Consider the following 16,839-nt stretch of genomic DNA (forward strand, 5'->3'; position numbering starts at 1 on the left):
AGGTGACCGCGTATCAGGCGTCAGTCGGTGTCCAGCACCTGGGAGCGGATCTGGTCGGCGCTCATCGCACCGGTCCACGCCCACAGTGATTCCAGCGAGCCAGGCAGGTAGTACCCCGTGGATCCGCCGGCCGCTCCCCTGCTGGACCGCGGAGAACCCGGACTTGTCCTCGCCGGGCTGCTCGGTGCCGCCCACGTACAGGTCCAGAACTTGTCGCCGTCCGAGGAGATCTTCGTACGCTCCGAGACGCCCAGCCCGACCGAGGGATCGATGTAGACGGGGTAGACGGTGTTCTTGCCGCGCAGCAGGTCCAGGTCCGGGTGCACGGCGACCGCGCCGTCATCGACCTTCACCGGCAGCACCGCCGTGGTATCACCCTCACCCGGCTGCGACGGATCGCCTTGCGCCTGGCCCTCCACCGGCCCCCCGGCGTCAGTGCGCAGCAACTGCGTCTGCGGGCCCGATCCGCTGTCACTGGCCGAGTCCCACATCTGGCCGGCCGGGCCGCGGAAAACGGCGTTGCCGTCTTCGTCGATGGCCCGCAGACCGCCCCCGGCTCCCGGCACCACGGACAGGCCGTCCCCGGACGCGGTGAGTTCGACCTGCTCCAGCGCCGGGTTCCGCGCCGCCTCGGGCGTCCTGACGACGAGAACCTCCCGGTAGCTCTCAGCCGTGGCCGTCAGTTGCAGGTCCACCCCGTCGAACACGTTGGCATAGGTCGCCGTCGCTCCGTCCAGCGTCGGCGTCGGCAGGGATCCGGGCCAGCCCAGGGTGACCGATCGTCCGTCCCTGCCCAGCTCGATCATGTCCGATCCCGGCCCGCCGCCGGAGAAGGACAGGTCCACGACCGCACCCTTGGGAGCCACCCGGCCGTCCGCACGGCGCTCCAGCACCGGATCGACCGCGCCCCACCCGCCGTCCTTCTCCTTGACCCGCTGAGGTGTGGTCGACTGCGTCAGCGTGAACGAGCCGTCCGGGTTCGCCTTGGTAGTGGAGTACTCGGTGCGGTCCGCCGTCACCTCCACCGGCTCACCCGACGCCTGGGCGCGGGCAGAGGCGGTCGTCTCATCCACCGTTCCGGTTTTCGCCGCAGCGGGCGCCGACTTCGGAAGAGCTGCCGCGGCGGGCACCGCAGGCAGTGCTGACAGCACAAGCGAGGCCACGGCACCGCCCAGAAGGCAGGAGCATGCTCTTCGTCCCCTCCGCGCCGGCGACACGCCGGCCCACGCAGGCTTCACCAAATCCCCCCGTGTATGCATCTTGTAAAGGTCTCGCAAAGTAAACGACTGCCGACGGTACACGGTCAATCGACTGTGAGGCGGCTCAGATAACCGGTCGAAACAGGAACGGGCCGGTGCCTCCGGCGTGGCTCCGAGGGCCTGTGACCAGGCCTCGGCATGACCCGTCATCGCCTGGGCGTCGTCGGCGGCGGTGGCGTGGGCGGCTGTACAGATCCGGCAGGCAGGACCAGGCTCTGGACGGCGGGTCGAAGCAAGCCCCGGTCGCCAGGGCGGCGGGCCGAGCGCGCCCTCTCAACACGCGCCTCTTCCAGGAGCTGGGCTGCCGCACCACACTGATCCCGCACCACGCTGACAGCAGCCGGCACCCACGCCCGCCGCCCGCCGTTCACGCTGAAGCCGGTACGACTCGGCCCAGCCGTGTGAAGGCCTTCGCCAGGCGACCCAGACCCCATCGCCAGTCATCAGGACCGGCGTGGCCGCACGGTCAGCCTGACGTGACCGGCAACACGTCAGGCGACAGTGCCGCCGCTCGCGCCGCCGCGCTCGTCATCCCCTTGCGATGATGACGGCGGCACAGGACCTCGTACCCGACGGCCTCCTCAGCCGCGCCCACGTCACCCACCACGACCTGCTCGCCCTCGACGACCATCTCGCCCCCCACCGTGCGAGCGTTGTGGGTGGCCCGTGCCCCGCACCAGCACATCGCCTCGACCTGGAGCGTCTCGATCCGGTCCGCCAGCTCGATCAGCCGCTGCGAACCGGGGAACAACCTGGTACGGAAGTCCGTCGTAATGCCGAACGCGAACACATCGAGGTCCAGATCGTCGACGATCCGGGCCAGCTGGTCGATCTGCTCCGTCAACAGGAACTGGGCCTCGTCCACGATGACGTAGTCGACCCTGCCGCCACGCGACATGCGCTCGACCACGAACGCATAGAGATCCAGCCCGGGCGTGGCCTCCACCGCATCGGTCACCAGCCCCAGGCGCGACGAGAGCTTGCCGGTGCCCGCACGGTCCTCCCGCGTGAAGATCAGACTCTGCAGACCGCGGGCCGAGCGGTTGTGCGCGATTTGAAGCGCCAGAGTCGACTTCCCGCAGTCCATCGTTCCGGAGAAGAAGACCAGCTCGGGCATGAGGAGTTGAGCACCTTTCGGCGGACAGTCGGGACAGCGGGCGTCAGGAGCGTACTTCGAGCAACGGGATCAGCTGCTCGGCGGGCGTCATCGAACCGTGGTTGCCGACCAGGGCCGACTCCTTCGGCTCCCGCTCGGATGCGATGATCAGGACGTCGTCGTGGGCGGCCGCGACCACGTCCCCGAGCCGTGGGTACACCCGCTCGTCGACGTGCGGCCCGAACCAGCCCGCCGCGATCGCCTCGTCCCGCGAGGCCACCCAGAACTGCTCGCCGAGCACCTCGCGCCAGACGGTCAGCACGTCGTCCTCGGCGCCCGGCACCGCGTACACGTGCCGCGCCCGGCCCTCGCCGCCCAGCAGGGCGACCCCGGCGCGCAGCTCCCAGTCCGTGTCGAAGTCGATCCGGTGCTCCTCGTCGAACGGGACGTCGACCATGCCGTGGTCGGCGGTGACGTAGAGCGCGCTGCGCGGCGGGAGTTGCTCGGCGAGGCGCTGGGCGAGCCGGTCGACGTACATCAGCTGGCCGCGCCAGGTGTCGGAGGCGACGCCGTAGCGGTGTCCGGCGCCGTCCAGTTCGGAGTAGTACGTGTAGACCAAGGAGCGGTCCCCGGCGGCCAGTTGCTCGGCCGCGAGGTCCATGCGCTCCTCGCCGCTCAGCCGGCCGTGGAAGCTGCCGCCGCTGAGCGCGATCCTGGTCAGCGGCGTGTGCTCGAAGATCGGCGAGGTCACCTGGGCGGCGTGCACCCCGGCCGCCTGGGCCAGCTGGAAGACGGTCGGGTACGGCTGCCAGGCGTGCGGATCGGTGTACGGCTGCCACCGGAGCTGGTTCATCAGCTCGCCGGTGGCCGGGTTGCGCACGGCGTAGCCGGGCAGGCCGTGGACGCCGGGCGGCAGCCCGGTGCCGACGGAGGCGAGGGAGACCGCGGTGGTCGCCGGGTAGCCGGCGGTGAGCGGGCGGCCGGTGCCGCCGCGCGAGGTGCCGAGCAGTGAGGTCAGGAAGGGGGCCTCGTCCCGGTGGGCCAGCAGCTGCTCCCAGCCGAGCCCGTCGATGAGCAGGACGCAGACCCGGTCGGCGGCGGCCAGTTCCGGGATCGTCGCGGACATGCCGGGTACGCCCATGCCTGCGGCGAGAGTGGGCAGCAGATCGGCGAGGGAGCCCGTGCCGTACTCGGGCAGCGGCGCGGTGTCCAGGGCGAGGGGTTCCGGGTGGTCCCAGGCGGAGAGCTGGGACATCAGCGGGTGACGTCCGCGGTCGCCTCCGAGATGGCCTGTGCGAAGGCGAGCGCCTGGCGCACGGTCTCCGGGCCGTCCCCGGCCTCGCTGACGCGCAGGCTGAGGTCGTCCGCCGTGGAGTTGCCGGTGTAGCCGTGGTCGGCGTCGCAGTTGGGGTCGCCGCAGGCGGCGGGCTCCAGGTCGATGCGGTTGACCGCGCCCCAGCCGATGGTCAGCACGACCTCGCGGGGCAGCGTGCCCGGCGCGTACTGCTCGGGATTCGCGACCACCCGGCTGACCACGACCGACGAGATCCGGCCGAGCTTCACGGACTCGGTGGAGGTGGTGGCGTACGGCGTCGGGGACGTACTGTCGGCGGCCTGCTCGTCGGTGTGGCTGACGATGAACCGGTTGCCGGTGAGAACGAGCACGGTCACATGCCGCCGCACCTCGTTCTGGTCGAAGGTGGTCTCCTGGTGGACCAGGTACGACCGGATGGGCTCGCCGCCCACAGCGGCCTCCACCGCCTCGGCCACGAGGGCCGGGTAGTAGCCGCTGCGCTCGATCGCCGCGCGCAGCCCCTGGGTCGTCGTACTGGTCTTGGCCATGGCGTCCATCCTAATCCGTGGGCAAGGGGGGTCCGGGCCAGTCACGAGGAGCGGGGGAAGCCTGCGCACGCGCGTGTGAACGGCGCGGGACGAGCCCCGGAAGGATGTCCAGCCCCTCCGCGGCGATCGGACACGACACGGGTTCCGGGCCGCCCCCGTCCGCCTCGAACGCGACCACGACGGGCGGCGTCCCGCCCGGCGTTCGCCGCAGACGTGCCCTCTCCTCGGCGGTGGGCTCGCGGAAGACGGGGTCCTGGAAGGCGGGGGGACACGAGACGAGGGCCGGGGCGGTGAAGACCACCTCCAGGCCGTGGTGACGGGTGAGGTCGTACCCGGCGGCCGGCCTCAGCTGCCCGCCGTCCCAGACGATCACCTCCCAGTCCCACCAGCTGCCCTCGGGCAGCCCGCGGCCGGCGATCTCCATGCGGTCCCCCCATTCCCGGTCAGTAGGCCGGCATCGTGCGCGGACCGAGGTCGTCGCGGGCGGGCGGCGGCGCGAGCCGCACTGTGGCGCCGAGGACGCTCACGCCGTGCGGGGCGACGACGACCGGCTCCAGGGTGACGGCGACCACCTCCGGGTGATCGTCGACCAGCCGGGACACCCGCAGCAGCAGCTCCTCCAGCGCCGGGGTGTCGACGGGCGTGGAGCCGCGCCAGCCGAACAGCAGGGGTGCCGTACGGATCGACCGCACCAGCGAGGTCGCCTCCCGGTCGGTGACCGGGACGAGCCGGTGCGCCATGTCCTCGAGCAGCTGGGAGGCGGCACCGGCGAGCCCGAAGGACAGCACGGCCCCGGCCGCCGGGTCGATCACGGCCCGTACGACGGTGTCGACGCCGCGCGGCGCCATGCCCTGCACCACCGGGCGCAGCTCCTCCGGCTTGCCGAACAGCTCGGTCAACTCGGCGTAGGCCCGGCGTAGTTGCTCCTCGTCCGCGAGGTCGAGGCGTACGCCGCCCAGGTCTGCGCGGTGCCTCAGGTGCGGGGCGGTGGCCTTGAGGGCGACCGGGTAGCCGAGGGAGCGGGCGGCTTGCGCGGCGGCGTCGGGGCTGGGCGCGGGCAGCGCGCGCCGCACGGGGATGCCGTACTTGCCGAGCAGCTCGCAGGTCTCCGCGTCGGAGATCGTCAGCCCTTCCCCTCGTGCGAGCAGCTCGCCGATGAGCCGTGCGGCCCCCTTCTCGTCGATGTCCTCGTACTCCGGCACCTTCCCCGGGTCCATGGCCTCCCGCCGCCACTGCCCGTACTTGACGGCCTCGGCGAGCGCACGAACGGCACGCTCGGCGGCGGGGTAGGCGGGGATGAGACGGGTGCCGTCGGGGAGGGACTCCGGGCTGAGCCTGTCGGGTGCCGCGACCGCGGTGGGCGGGGGTTCCGCCGGGCGGAACGGGGAGACGGGCTGTGGTGCGGTACTGGCCGCGGCCGAGAGCGCCTCGGCAAGCCCCCCGAGCTCCACATGCACCACGAGCACCGGCTTCCCGGGCACCGCGGCCGCAGCGGACCGCAGCGCCTCCGCCAGCTCCGCGTCCCCCGGCGACGCCTCCCCGATCGCGGGGATCGCCGTGACGACGACGGCGTCGTTCGTATCGTCGGCCAAGGCCCGCGCCAGCGCCCCGTGGAAGTCCTCCGCCGTCGCCCCGGTCGTCAGGTCCAGCGGACGCGAGGGCCGCAGCCCCTCCGCCAGACACCGGTCGTACGCCAGTACCCCCAGCGACTCGGAGTTGCCCACGATCGCCACTCTCGGCCCCGCCGGCAGCGGCTGCCGGGCGAGCAGCAACCCCGTGTCGACCAGCTCGGTGATCGTGTCGACCCGGATCACCCCGGCCTGTCGCAGCAGGGCGGAGACGGTGGCGGGCGGCAGCCGGGTGGCCCGGACCGCGTGTCCCTGGGGCGCGGAACCGACGCCCTGCACCACGACCAGCGGCTTGGCCGCCGCCGTCCGCCGCGCGAGGCGGGTGAACTTGCGCGGGTTGCCGATGGACTCCAGGTACATGAGGACGACGTCGGTCTCGGGGTCGTCGTACCAGTACTGGAGGACGTCGTTGCCGGAGACGTCCGCGCGGTTGCCGGCGGACACGAAGGTGGACACGCCGGTGACCCCGGTGACCCCTCCCCCGCGCCGGTGCAGGCGGGACAGCAGGGCGATGCCGATGGCGCCGGACTGGGCGAACATGCCGATGCGGCCGGGGCGGGGCATCTCCGGGGCGAGGGAGGCGTTCAGCCGGACGCCGGGCGCGGTGTTGATGATCCCGAAGGCGTTCGGCCCGATGATCCGCATGCCGTACGCGCGTGCCTGCCGGATGAGGGCCCGCTGCCGCTCGCGCCCCTCGGGCCCGCTCTCGGCGTACCCGGCGGAGAGCACGACGAGTCCCTGCACTCCGTGTTCCCCGCACTCGGCGACCACGGCGGGCACGTGCTCGGCCGGTACGGCGACCACGGCGAGGTCCACCGGGCCGCCGATGTCGCGCACGCACCGGTACGCCGGCACCCCGTCGACCTCACCGAGGTCCTCCGGGAAGGCCTTGTTCACGGCGTGCAGCCGGCCGCCGTAGCCGGCGTCCCGGATGTTGCCGAGGACGCTGCGGCCCACCCCGCCGGGGGCGCGGCCGACGCCGACGACCGCGACCGAGCCGGGCATGAGCAGCCGCCGTACCGAGCGGGCCTCGGCGCGCTGCTCCCGCGCGCGCTGCACGGCGAGGGAGCGGTCGGTGGGTTCGAGGTCGAACTCCAGCCGGACGACGCCGTCCTCGAAGCTGCGCTTCTGGGTGTAGCCGGCGTCCGTGAACACCTTGATCATCTTGGTGTTGGCGGGCAGCACCTCGGCGGCGAAGCGGCGGATGCCGCGCTCGCGGGCGACCGCCGCGATGTGCTCCAGCAGGGCGGAGGCGACGCCGCGGCCCTGGTGGGCGTCCTGCACCAGGAAGGCGACCTCGGCCTCGTCGGCGGGCGCGGTGGCGGGCATGCCGTCGGCGCCGATGCGGTCATAGCGTACGGTGGCGATGAACTCGCCGCCGATGGTGGCCGCGAGTCCCACCCGGTCCACAAAGTCGTGGTGCGTGAAGCGGTGGACGTCCTTGGCGGAGAGCCTGGGGTACGGCGCGAAGAAGCGGTAGTACTTCGACTCGTCCGAGACCTGCTCGTAGAAGCTGACCAGGCGGTCGGCGTCATCAACGGTGATGGGCCTGATGCGCGCGGTGCCCCCGTCGCGCAGCACCACGTCCGCCTCCCAGTGGGCGGGGTAGTGGTGCCGGTCCTGCCGGTCCGCCGAGGTCTGCATGGGCCCCAGAGTACGGCTCGCGTCCGACAACGGCGCGGGGCAGTCTGTGGAGGACGAGAAGTCGGATCGAGGCCGCGGTCCGACGCCACGCAAGGAGCGGACGAAGGTCCGCTCCGGGCATGCTTCACGGTATGGGAAACTGGTCTAGACAACCCTGAAGACTGAAGGGCAGCAACACATGGCTGAGCGCCGCGTCAACGTCGGCTGGGCCGAGGGCCTCCACGCCCGCCCCGCCTCCATCTTCGTCCGAGCCGCCACGGCCGCAGGCGTCCCGGTGACGATCGCCAAGGCTGACGGCAACCCCGTCAACGCGGCCTCCATGCTGGCTGTCCTGGGGCTTGGCGCCCAGGGCGGCGAGGAGATCGTCCTGGCCTCCGACGCAGAGGGCGCCGACGCCGCCCTCGACCGTCTGGCCAAGCTGGTCTCCGAGGGCCTCGAGGAACTGCCCGAGACGGTCTGAACAGCAGCACACCGATAACGCCGGAGCCGCGTCGCCTGTTTTCGGGCGGCGCGGCTCCGACCTTTCCGGGCCCATTGCGCGCACACCTGAATTCGGCCAGCGGAAATACACCGCGCCGAATTACTCTTCTTTGTATACGGCGCCCGTGTTAATGCCGAAGACCCGACATGTTTACGGCGTGTTGCGAAGTCCTCACACGCTCACCGCCCCCCGAAAAGCGCAGCCGGTGCGCGGCCGTCGCGCGCTCGGTGTGCATCGCCGTGACCGCCCGCGCGCGCTCGCCGTCGCCGCGCGCCACCGCGTCGACGATGGCGCCGTGCTCCGCCCAGTAGTCCACCGGGCTCGGCGGCGCCTCCACCGCGTACATCCAGGCGATCTTGTGCCGCAGCTGGGTGAGCATGGTCGTCAGCGAGGGGCTGCCGGAGGCCTGGGCGAGCGTCTCGTGGAACCAGCCGCCCAGCGAGCGCAGGTCCTCACTGTTGCCGCTGCGGGCCCGTTCCTGACCCAGCCTGACGAGGCCGCGCAGCACCTTCAGATGGGCCTCGGTGCGCCGCTGGGCGGCGCGGGCGGCCCCGAGCGGCTCCAGCAGCATGCGCATGTCCAACAGGTCGGCCGCCTCCTGCTCGGTCGGCTCGGCCACGCACGCGCCCGCGTGCCGGCGGGTCACCACGAAGCCCTCGGCCTCCAGGGTGCGCAGGGCCTCGCGGACGGGGACGCGCGAGACGCCGTAGCGGCGGGCCAGGACTTCCTCGGTCAGCCGGCCACCGCGCTCGTAGACACCCGCGACGATGTCGTCCCGGATGGCCGTGCACACCGAGTGCGCCGGAATACGCATGACCGACCTCCGCCTTAATCCCCGTGAAACGTCGACGATGGACGCGTGTTCCGTGACTCTATTCCAATGAGCCGGAATTTCCGACGGCGGGCCGGAATCCATGGATATTTTTTGGTCAGCGGGCCGGGTGGTCCGCGTGAAAAACGGCGAAGGCCCCGGCTCGATGAGCCGGGGCCGGGCAGGCCGTCGGACGAGGGTCAGACGCTCACGCCGTGCTTGCGGAGGTAGGCGACGGGGTCGACGTCCGAGCCGTAGTCGGGGGTCGTACGGGCCTCGAAGTGCAGGTGCGGGCCGGTGGTGTTGCCGGTCGCGCCGGACAGGCCGATCCGCTGGCCCGGGATGACCCGCTGGCCCACCGAGACGCCGATGGACGACAGGTGGCCGTACTGGGTGTACATGCCGTCGGCCATCCGGATCACGATCTGGTTGCCGTACGCGCCGCCCCAGCCGGTGGAGACGACGGTGCCGGCACCGACCGCGTGGACGGGGGTGCCGGTCGCGGCGTGGAAGTCGATGCCCGTGTGGTGGCCGGAGGACCACAGGGAGCTGCCGGCCTGGTAGCCGGTGGAGACGTAGGAGTCGGCTATCGGGGCGACGAAGGCGTTCAGGCGCTTGCGCTCGGCCTCACGGGCGGCGCGGGCCCTGGCCTCACGCTCCCCCTTCGCCTTCCTGGCCGCGGCCTCCTCGGCCGCCTTGTGCTCGGCGGCCTTCTTCTGCGCGGCGGCCTGCGCGTCGATGTGCTCGGCGACGTCGTCGCTCACGGTGAGGACCGGCGTCAGGCCGGTCTGCTCCACGCTGTTCTCGGCGTTCTCGGCGGCGAGCGCCGGGGAGGCGGCGAGGCCGCCGATGACACCGGTGGTGGTGAGGGCCGCGATGCCCGCCGCCTGAGCGGTGGTGCGCTTGACCCGGCCGGGCTTGCGGTGCTTCCCGGTGGCGCACATGAACGCCATGGAGTGGCTGGTCCTTTCCTTCCCTCTCGCCTACCGGGTTAGCTGACGGGTTCGGAGCAGGAAGGTCTCCTACGGGCCCCCTCGCGGCTCGCGCGGGCGCCCGATTCACCCCAGGGACTGCGTGGGTCCCCGGCTCCCCTGGCTCGCGCCGTACGGGGACTCGGCGATGGCTGTCCGGTGCCGCGGGTGCGGCGCACTGCCTGGCGAACAGCCCGGACGACGCTACGGAAGCCCGCTTCGGAATCCCAAACGGATCCGGGCTTTTGTAGCGCATCCCACAGGCCAGACAGGCAACCTCCGCCTCAAATCGGGCATCTGTGGAAGGGAGTGGAACACCAGGGGCCCTGACGGTCCGTAGACCGTCAGGGCCCCACGCGCGCGTGCGGCCGCTCGGGCGTACCCGGCCGCCGCGACGGCTCGCCCTACTCGGCCGCCACCACGGTCACTTCACCGATGCCGAGCGCCTCCACCGGCGCCTTGATCTGGGCGGCGTCACCGACGAGGACGGTCACCAGGCGGTCCACCGGGAAGGCGTTCACGACGGCCGCCGTGGCCTCCACCGTGCCCGTCGCGGCCAGCTGCTGATACAGCGTCGCCTGGAAGTCGTCGGGCAGGTGCTGCTCGACCTGGTCGGCCAGCGTGCTCGCGACGGCGGCCGCGGTCTCGTACTTCAGCGGTGCCACCCCCACGAGGTTCTGCACGGCCACGTCCCGCTCGGCGTCGGTCAAGCCGTCCGCCGCGAGGGTGCGCAGCACCTTCCACAGGTCCTCCAGCGCGGGGCCGGTGTTCGGGGTGTCCACGGAGCCGCTGATGGCGAGCATCGCGGCGCCCGTGCCGTCCGGCGCGGACCTGAGGACCTGGCCGAACGCGCGCACACCGTAGGTGTAGCCCTTCTCCTCGCGCAGGACGCGGTCCAGCCGCGAGGTGAGGGTGCCGCCGAGGCAGTAGGTGCCGAGCACCTGGGCGGGCCACACGCGGTCGTGCCGGTCGGGGCCGACGCGGCCGATGAGCAGCTGCGTCTGCACGGCGCCGGGCCGGTCCACGATGACCACGCGTCCGGTGTCGTCGGCGGTCACCGGCGGCACGGGCCGCGGCTCGCCCGGGGTGCCGGTCCAGGCGCCGAGGGTGTCGGCGAGCAGCGCGTCCAGGTCGGTCCCGGTGAGGTCGCCGACCACGACCGCGGTGGCCGTGGCGGGGCGCACATGGCGACCGTAGAAAGTGCGTACGGCGGCGGCGTCGATCTTCTCGACCGTCTCCTCGGTGCCCTGGCGCGGGCGCGACATGCGCGAGGCCACCGGGAACAGCTCCTTGGAGAGCTCCTTCGCGGCCCGGCGGGAGGGGTTGGCCAGCTCGTGCGGGATCTCGTCCAGGCGGTTGCGGACGAGGCGCTCGACCTCGCTGTCGGCGAAGGCGGGCGCACGCAGCGCGTCGGCGAGCAGGCCGAGGCCCTTGGCCAGGCGGGAGGCCGGGACCTCCAGGCTGAGCCGGACGCCGGGGTGGTCGGCGTGCGCGTCCAGGGTGGCGCCCGCGCGCTCCAGCTCGGCGGCGAACTCCTCGGCGGAGTGCTTGTCGGTGCCCTCGGAGAAGGCCCGCGCCATGATCGTGGCGACGCCGTCCAGGCCGGCCGGCTCGGCGTCCAGGGGCGCGTCCAGCAGCACCTCGACGGCGACGACCTGCTGGCCGGGTCGGTGGCAGCGCAGCACGGTCAGGCCGTTGTCGAGCGCGGCCCGCTCGGGGGCCGGGAACGCCCACGGCCTGGCCTGGCCGGGCTGCGGCTGGGGGTGGAAGTCCATGGTGGCGAGCTGGGTCACTTGGCCGTCTCCTCGTTCTCGTTACCGGCCTCTACGGTGGCTTCCTGCTCCGGGTCCTCGGGGACGTCGGCGTCCGGGGCCTGTTCCGGGGACTTCGGTTCGTAGACCAGGACCGCGCGGTTGTCGGGGCGCAGACGGGCCTGGGCGACCTCCTGGACCTCCTCGGGGGTCACCTCCAGGACGCGCTTGACGGCGGTGAGGGCGAGCTGCGGGTCGCCGAACAGGACGGCGTACCGGCACAGTTCGTCGGCGCGGCCGGCGACCGTGCCGAGCCGGTCCAGCCACTCGCGCTCCAACTGGGCCTGGGCGCGCTCCATTTCCTCCGGCGTGGGGCCCTCCTCGGCGAACCGGGCCAGCTCCTCGTCGATGGCGGTCTCGATGACCGGGACCTCGACGTCACCGGAGGTCTTCACGTCCAGCCAGCCCATGGAGGGCGCGCCGGCCAGGCGCAGCAGTCCGAAGCCGGCCGCGACGGCCGTACGGTCGCGGCGCACCAGCCGGTTGTACAGGCGGGAGGACTCGCCGCCGCCGAGGATGGTCAGCGCGAGGTCGGCGGCGTCGCACGCGCGCGTGCCGTCGTGCGGGAGCCGGTAAGCGGCCATCAGGGCGCGCGCCGGGACCTCCTCGACGACGACCTCACGCTTCTGCTCACCGATGATCTCCGGCAGGGCGCCGTCCCGGGGGGCGGGCTTGCCGTCGTGGGACGGGATCGACCCGAAGTACTTCTCGATCCAGGCGAGGGTCTGCTTGGGGTCGATGTCGCCGACCACGGAGAGCACCGCGTTGTTCGGCGCGTAGTAGGTGCGGAAGAACTGGCGGGCGTCCTCCAGGGTGGCCGCGTCCAGGTCCGCCATCGAGCCGATCGGCGTGTGGTGGTAGGGGTGGCCCTCCGGGTACGACAGCGCGGTCAGCTTCTCGAAGGCGGTGCCGTAGGGCACGTTGTCGTAGCGCTGGCGGCGCTCGTTCTTGACGACGTCCCGCTGGTTCTCCATGGACTCGTCGTCCAGGGCGGCCAGCAGCGAGCCCATGCGGTCGGCCTCCAGCCAGAGGGCGAGCTCCAGCTGGTGGGCGGGCATGGTCTCGAAGTAGTTGGTGCGCTCGAAACTGGTGGTGCCGTTGAGGGAGCCGCCGGCACCCTGCACCAGCTCGAAGTGACCGTTGCCCTTGACCTGTGCCGATCCCTGGAACATCAAGTGCTCGAAAAGGTGAGCCAGGCCGGTACGTCCCTTGACTTCGTGGCGGGAGCCGACGTCGTACCAGAGGCAGACCGCCGCCACCGGGGTCAGGTGGTCCTCGGAGAGCACCACGCGCAGACCGTTGGCCAGGCGGTGCTCGGTCGCTGTCAGGCCCCCGGAGCCTGCCTCGGCTGTGGTCGTGTGACCCATGGGCATGTGCGTCCCTTCGCGAGCGGAGGCGGTTGTGGAAACCGCGGTTTTCCTGCCGTTCCTGCCACTGTATGCAAACCGCGCGGGACCTCGGCCAGGTTCCGGCTTGACGTACGCCCACAGCGGATCCCGTACCCTGCGACTCGCGTGCCCGCGGGACGGCCGGCGGGCACTGCGCCGTGCCGGTCCGGTGTGCCTCGCGCTGCCGGACGGACCGTGGAGGACCGGGCCACGGCCCGGGTTGTCAGTGCCGCGGTCCACAATGGTCCGCGTCAGATCCATCAAACGCTCAGTAGCAAGGAGCCGGCAGCGATGGCCCGCCGCAGCACGAAGACCCCGCCGCCCGACGATTCGTTCGAGGAGAGGATCCTCGACATCGACGTCGTGGACGAGATGCGTGGCTCCTACCTCGAGTACGCGTACTCGGTCATCTACTCGCGCGCCCTGCCGGACGCCCGTGACGGCCTCAAGCCGGTGCACCGCCGGATCGTGTACCAGATGAACGAGATGGGCCTGCGCCCCGACCGCGGCTATGTGAAGTGCGCGCGCGTCGTCGGCGAGGTCATGGGCAAGCTGCACCCGCACGGCGACGCGTCGATCTACGACGCCCTGGTGCGCATGGCCCAGCCGTTCTCCATGCGCGTGCCGCTCGTCGACGGCCACGGCAACTTCGGCTCGCTGGGCAACGACGACCCGCCGGCCGCCATGCGGTACACCGAGTGCCGGCAGGCCGAGGCGACGAGCCTGATGACCGAGTCGATCGACGAGGACACGGTCGACTTCGTGCCGAACTACGACGGCCAGGAGCGCGAGCCGGTGGCGCTGCCCGCCGCTTTCCCGAACCTGCTGGTCAACGGCTCCTCGGGCATCGCGGTCGGCATGGCGACGAACATGGCGCCGCACAACCTGCGTGAGGTGATCGCGGCCGCCCGGCACCTGATCAGGCACCCGAACGCCGACCTGGACGCGCTGATGAAGCACGTCCCGGGCCCGGACCTGCCCACCGGCGGCCGGATCGTCGGCCTGGACGGCATCCGGGACGCGTACGCGACGGGCCGCGGCACCTTCAAGATGCGGGCGACGGTCTCGGTCGAGACCGTGACCGCCCGCCGCAAGGGCCTGGTCGTCACCGAGCTGCCCTTCACGGTCGGCCCCGAGAAGGTCATCGCGAAGATCAAGGATCTGGTCAACGCGAAGAAGATCCAGGGCATCGCCGACGTCAAGGACCTCACCGACCGCGAGCACGGCCTGCGCCTGGTCATCGAGATCAAGAACGGCTTCGTGCCGGAGGCGGTCCTGGAGCAGCTGTACAAGCTGACCCCGATGGAGGAGTCCTTCGGCATCAACAACGTCGCCCTGGTGGACGGCCAGCCGCTCACCCTGGGCCTGAAGGAGCTGCTGGAGGTCTATCTCGACCACCGCTTCGACGTGGTCCGGCGCCGCAGCGAGTTCCGCCGCGGCAAGAGGCGCGACCGGCTGCACCTGGTCGAGGGTCTGCTGACCGCCCTGGTGGACATCGACGAGGTCATCCGGCTGATCCGGTCCAGCGAGAACTCCGCGCAGGCCAAGGAGCGCCTGATGCGGCGCTTCTCGCTGAGCGAGGTGCAGACGCAGTACATCCTCGACACGCCGCTGCGCCGGCTCACCAAGTACGACCGGATCGAGCTGGAGGCGGAGAGGGACAGGCTCACCGCGGAGATCGAGGAGCTGACCCGGATCCTGGAGTCCGACGCGGAGCTGCGCAAGCTGGTCTCGGCCGAACTGGCCGACGTGGCGAAGAAGTTCGGCACCGACCGGCGTACGGTCCTGCTGGAGTCCGCGGGTGCCCCGGTGGCCGCGGTGCCGCTGCAGGTGGCCGACACCCCGTGCCGGGTGCTGCTGTCCTCGACGGGTCTGCTGGCCCGTACGGCGACCGCCGAGCCGTTCCCGGATCAGGCCGGCGGCAAGCGCGTCAAGCACGACGTGATCGTCTCCGCGGTTCCGGCGACCGCGCGCGGTGAGATCGGCGCGGTGACCTCGTCGGGCCGGCTGCTGCGGATCAACGTGGTCGACCTGCCCCAGCTGCCGGAGACGGCGACCGCGCCCAACCTCTCCGGAGGGGCGCCGCTGGCCGAGTTCGTCTCCCTGGAGGACGACGAGACGGTGGTCTGCCTGACCACGCTGGACGAGTCGTCCCCGGGCCTGGCGCTCGGCACCGAGCAGGGTGTGGTCAAGCGTGTGGTGCCCGACTACCCCTCCAACAAGGAGGAGTTGGAGGTCATCACGCTGAAGGAGGGCGACCGGATCGTCGGCGCGGTGGAGCTGCGCACCGGCGAGGAGGACCTGGTCTTCATCACGGACGACGCCCAGTTGCTGCGCTTCCAGGCGTCCATCGTGCGCCCGCAGGGCCGCCCGGCCGGCGGTATGGCGGGCATCAAGCTCACCGAGGGCGCGAAGGTCATCTCCTTCACGGCGGTCGACCCGGCGGCCGACGCGGTGGTGTTCACGGTCGCGGGCTCGCGCGGCACGCTGGACGACTCGGTGCAGACGACCGCCAAGCTGACCCCGTTCGACCAGTTCCCGCGCAAGGGCCGGGCCACGGGCGGTGTGCGCTGCCAGCGGTTCCTGAAGGGCGAGGACTGCCTGTCGCTGGCCTGGGCGGGCCCCACTCCCGCGCGTGCGGCGCAGAAGACCGGCACCCCGGCGGAGCTGCCGGAGCTGGACCCGCGCCGGGACGGTTCGGGCACGTCGCTGCCGAAGACGGTGGCGGTGGTCGCGGGACCGGTGCTCTAGGCGGGCGGATCCTCCAGGTCCGCTTCGTCCGGGCCTTGTCCATCCGGACCTGGCACCTCCGGGCCCGGCACATCCGGGCCCTGCACATAGCGCAGGACGCCCCACATGCCGTGCTCGTCGGCGTGTGGGGCGTCGTTCCGGCACCCCTTGAGCTCCTGGCTGAGGGACTCGGTGTCGATGCCGGAGCCGATCAGCACGAGCTGGGTGAGGCGGTCGCCTGCGACGCCCCAGGGTTCCGGGTAGAAGCGCAGGAACCGGCCGACGGCGTGCACGGCGTACCGGTTGCGGGTGTCGTACGGCCCGAAGTCGACGTACCCCTTGATCCGGTACAGCCCCTCGGGCCGGCTGTCCAGGAACCGCATGAGCCGACGGGGCTCCAGGGGGACCTCGGAGGTGAAGGACAGGCTGTCGTAGGCGGTGTGCAGGTGACCGGCGTGGTCCTCGTGTGCGTCGCCCCCGGTGTGCTCGTGGAGGTCGTCGAAGGACAGCTGCCCGATACGTTCCTCGCTCGGCTTGCAGTCGAAGAGGAAGTCGGGGTCGATACGGCCGTAGGTGGCGGGGACGACGGCAGCACGGTCCGTGAGGGACCGCACCAGGGCGAGCACCCGGTCGGCGCCGTCCGCGCGGTCGAGCTTGTTGACCACGACCAGGTCGGCGAGGGCCAGGTGGCGGTCGATCTCGGGGTGCTTCGCGCGCGTGTCGTCGAACTCCGCGGCGTCCACGACCTCCACCAGGCCGCCGTAGACGACCCTGGGGTGCTCGCTGGCCAGCACCATCCGCACGAGCTCCTGCGGCTCGGCGAGACCGCTGGCCTCGATGACGATCACGTCGATGCCGGTGCGCGGGTCGGCGAGCCGGTCCAGGTAGAGGTCGAGTTCGCTCGCGTCGACGGCACAGCACAGGCAGCCGTTGCCGAGCGAGACGGTCGAGTCGCCGAGGGCGCCGGCGACAGCCATCGCGTCGATCTCGACGGCCCCGAAGTCGTTGACGATCGCCCCGATCCGGCTGCCTCCGCTGCGGTGCAGCAGGTGGTTGAGGAGTGTGGTCTTCCCGGAGCCGAGGAAACCGGCGAGCACGACGACCGGGATCTGCTGCGGGCTGCGGCTGCTGTCCGGGCTGTTCGCAGGGCTGTTCCCCAATGGGCGACCTCTCTCGTG

The 16,839-nt window shown here is 71.8% G+C and carries 12 protein-coding genes, 1 pseudogene and 1 riboswitch; of the genes and pseudogenes, 2 read left to right on the forward strand and 11 right to left on the reverse strand.

What is annotated here, in order from left to right:
• Positions 1 to 203 precede the first annotated feature (203 nt).
• The 6 genes and pseudogenes from FB563_RS04705 to FB563_RS04730 form a co-directional block, all read right to left on the reverse strand.
• Positions 204 to 1,073, reverse strand: a pseudogene (locus FB563_RS04705) (LamG domain-containing protein); the annotation flags it as partial.
• Positions 1,074 to 1,725: 652 nt separating this feature from the next.
• Entirely contained in the window at positions 1,726 to 2,376 is a 651-nt protein-coding gene (locus tag FB563_RS04710; RefSeq protein WP_055709179.1) for a thymidine kinase, read from the reverse strand.
• A gap of 43 nt (positions 2,377 to 2,419) precedes the next feature.
• A complete protein-coding gene (locus FB563_RS04715; RefSeq protein ID WP_055709178.1) occupies positions 2,420 to 3,610 on the reverse strand; it encodes an alkaline phosphatase family protein in 1,191 nt (396 codons plus the stop codon).
• Positions 3,610 to 4,197, reverse strand: a complete 588-nt coding sequence (locus FB563_RS04720) for a DUF5998 family protein (protein WP_055709181.1) — start codon at positions 4,195 to 4,197, stop codon at positions 3,610 to 3,612. The genes FB563_RS04715 and FB563_RS04720 overlap by 1 nt, the downstream gene beginning before the upstream one ends.
• A 10-nt stretch (positions 4,198 to 4,207) precedes the next feature.
• The gene (locus FB563_RS04725) at positions 4,208 to 4,621 is read right to left on the reverse strand and encodes a hypothetical protein (RefSeq protein ID WP_055709177.1); all 414 of its coding nucleotides are present in this window, start codon (positions 4,619 to 4,621) and stop codon (positions 4,208 to 4,210) included.
• Between the two features lie 19 nt (positions 4,622 to 4,640).
• Positions 4,641 to 7,469 (reverse strand): bifunctional acetate--CoA ligase family protein/GNAT family N-acetyltransferase, encoded by a 2,829-nt coding sequence (locus FB563_RS04730; RefSeq protein ID WP_208766282.1) that lies wholly within the window; start codon positions 7,467 to 7,469, stop codon positions 4,641 to 4,643.
• 178 nt (positions 7,470 to 7,647) lie between these two features.
• On the opposite strand from FB563_RS04730, the gene FB563_RS04740 reads away from it, so the two are divergent.
• Entirely contained in the window at positions 7,648 to 7,929 is a 282-nt protein-coding gene (locus FB563_RS04740; protein ID WP_003993478.1) for an HPr family phosphocarrier protein, read from the forward strand.
• 148 nt (positions 7,930 to 8,077) lie between these two features.
• Here the strand turns inward: FB563_RS04740 and FB563_RS04745 are convergent, their stop codons facing one another.
• The 4 genes from FB563_RS04745 to FB563_RS04760 form a co-directional block, all read right to left on the reverse strand.
• Entirely contained in the window at positions 8,078 to 8,764 is a 687-nt protein-coding gene (locus tag FB563_RS04745; RefSeq protein ID WP_055706129.1) for a GntR family transcriptional regulator, read from the reverse strand.
• Positions 8,765 to 8,961: 197 nt separating this feature from the next.
• Entirely contained in the window at positions 8,962 to 9,714 is a 753-nt protein-coding gene (locus FB563_RS04750) for a M23 family metallopeptidase (protein ID WP_055706128.1), read from the reverse strand.
• Between the two features lie 12 nt (positions 9,715 to 9,726).
• Positions 9,727 to 9,890, reverse strand: a riboswitch (cyclic di-AMP (ydaO/yuaA leader).
• A gap of 246 nt (positions 9,891 to 10,136) precedes the next feature.
• Positions 10,137 to 11,525 (reverse strand): M16 family metallopeptidase, encoded by a 1,389-nt coding sequence (locus FB563_RS04755; protein WP_055706127.1) that lies wholly within the window; start codon positions 11,523 to 11,525, stop codon positions 10,137 to 10,139.
• Positions 11,522 to 12,916 (reverse strand): M16 family metallopeptidase, encoded by a 1,395-nt coding sequence (locus tag FB563_RS04760; RefSeq protein WP_055706126.1) that lies wholly within the window; start codon positions 12,914 to 12,916, stop codon positions 11,522 to 11,524. Before FB563_RS04760 ends, FB563_RS04755 begins: the two co-directional genes overlap by 4 nt.
• A 306-nt stretch (positions 12,917 to 13,222) precedes the next feature.
• Here FB563_RS04760 and FB563_RS04765 point away from each other — a divergent pair, with 306 nt between their 5' ends.
• Entirely contained in the window at positions 13,223 to 15,682 is a 2,460-nt protein-coding gene (locus FB563_RS04765; RefSeq protein ID WP_055706125.1) for a DNA gyrase/topoisomerase IV subunit A, read from the forward strand.
• On the opposite strand, the gene FB563_RS04770 is transcribed toward FB563_RS04765, so the two are convergent.
• Positions 15,679 to 16,821, reverse strand: a complete 1,143-nt coding sequence (locus FB563_RS04770; protein WP_055706124.1) for a CobW family GTP-binding protein — start codon at positions 16,819 to 16,821, stop codon at positions 15,679 to 15,681. The genes FB563_RS04765 and FB563_RS04770 overlap by 4 nt on opposite strands.
• Positions 16,822 to 16,839 lie beyond the last annotated feature (18 nt).

Origin of the sequence: Streptomyces puniciscabiei, assembly GCF_006715785.1 — a bacterium.
Classification (GTDB): domain Bacteria; phylum Actinomycetota; class Actinomycetes; order Streptomycetales; family Streptomycetaceae; genus Streptomyces; species Streptomyces puniciscabiei.